The following is a 1,416-nucleotide window of genomic DNA, read 5'->3' as shown; positions in this document are numbered from 1 at the left end:
AACACAGTGGACGCGAGCAACTGAGGACAAGCCCTCGGCCTATTAGTACCAGTCACCTCCACCCGTTACCGGGCTTCCAGATCTGGCCTATCAACCCAGTCGTCTACTGGGAGCCTTAACCCCTCAAGGGGGTGGGAATACTCATCTCGAAGCAGGCTTCCCGCTTAGATGCTTTCAGCGGTTATCCTTTCCGAACGTAGCCAACCAGCCATGCCCTTGGCAGGACAACTGGCACACCAGAGGTTCGTCCGTCCCGGTCCTCTCGTACTAGGGACAGCCCTTCTCAATATTCCTACGCGCACAGCGGATAGGGACCGAACTGTCTCACGACGTTCTAAACCCAGCTCGCGTACCGCTTTAATGGGCGAACAGCCCAACCCTTGGGACCGACTCCAGCCCCAGGATGCGACGAGCCGACATCGAGGTGCCAAACCATCCCGTCGATATGGACTCTTGGGGAAGATCAGCCTGTTATCCCCGGGGTACCTTTTATCCGTTGAGCGACGGCGCTTCCACAAGCCACCGCCGGATCACTAGTCCCGACTTTCGTCCCTGCTCGACCCGTCGGTCTCACAGTCAAGCTCCCTTGTGCACTTACACTCAACACCTGATTACCAACCAGGCTGAGGGAACCTTTGGGCGCCTCCGTTACTCTTTGGGAGGCAACCGCCCCAGTTAAACTACCCATCAGACACTGTCCCTGATCCGGATCACGGACCCAGGTTAGACATCCAGCACGACCAGAGTGGTATTTCAACGTTGACTCCACGAACACTGGCGTGCCCGCTTCAAAGTCTCCCACCTATCCTACACAAGCCGAACCGAACACCAATATCAAACTGTAGTAAAGGTCCCGGGGTCTTTCCGTCCTGCTGCGCGAAACGAGCATCTTTACTCGTAGTGCAATTTCACCGGGCCTATGGTTGAGACAGTCGAGAAGTCGTTACGCCATTCGTGCAGGTCGGAACTTACCCGACAAGGAATTTCGCTACCTTAGGATGGTTATAGTTACCACCGCCGTTTACTGGCGCTTAAGTTCTCAGCTTCGCACACCCGAAAGTGCACTAACCGGTCCCCTTAACGTTCCAGCACCGGGCAGGCGTCAGTCCGTATACATCGCCTTACGGCTTCGCACGGACCTGTGTTTTTAGTAAACAGTCGCTTCTCGCTGGTCTCTGCGGCCACCCCCAGCTCATGGAGTAAATCCAATCACCGGTGATGGCCCCCCTTCTCCCGAAGTTACGGGGGCATTTTGCCGAGTTCCTTAACCATAGTTCACCCGAACGCCTCGGTATTCTCTACCTGACCACCTGAGTCGGTTTAGGGTACGGGCCGCCATGAAACTCGCTAGAGGCTTTTCTCGACAGCATAGGATCATCCACTTCACCACAATCGGCTCGGCATCAGGTCTCAGGC

Annotated in this window: 1 rRNA gene; it reads right to left on the bottom strand. The window is 55.9% G+C overall.

Annotated features, from left to right (window positions below):
- Positions 1-22: 22 nt before the first annotated feature.
- A 23S ribosomal RNA gene (locus tag ACWFR3_RS46810) occupies positions 23-1,416 on the bottom strand; the annotation flags it as partial.

The organism is Streptomyces sp. NPDC055189, assembly GCF_053606765.1.
The sequence above is the reverse complement of the archived record's forward strand: the minus strand, read 5'-3'. Positions and strand labels throughout refer to the sequence as shown.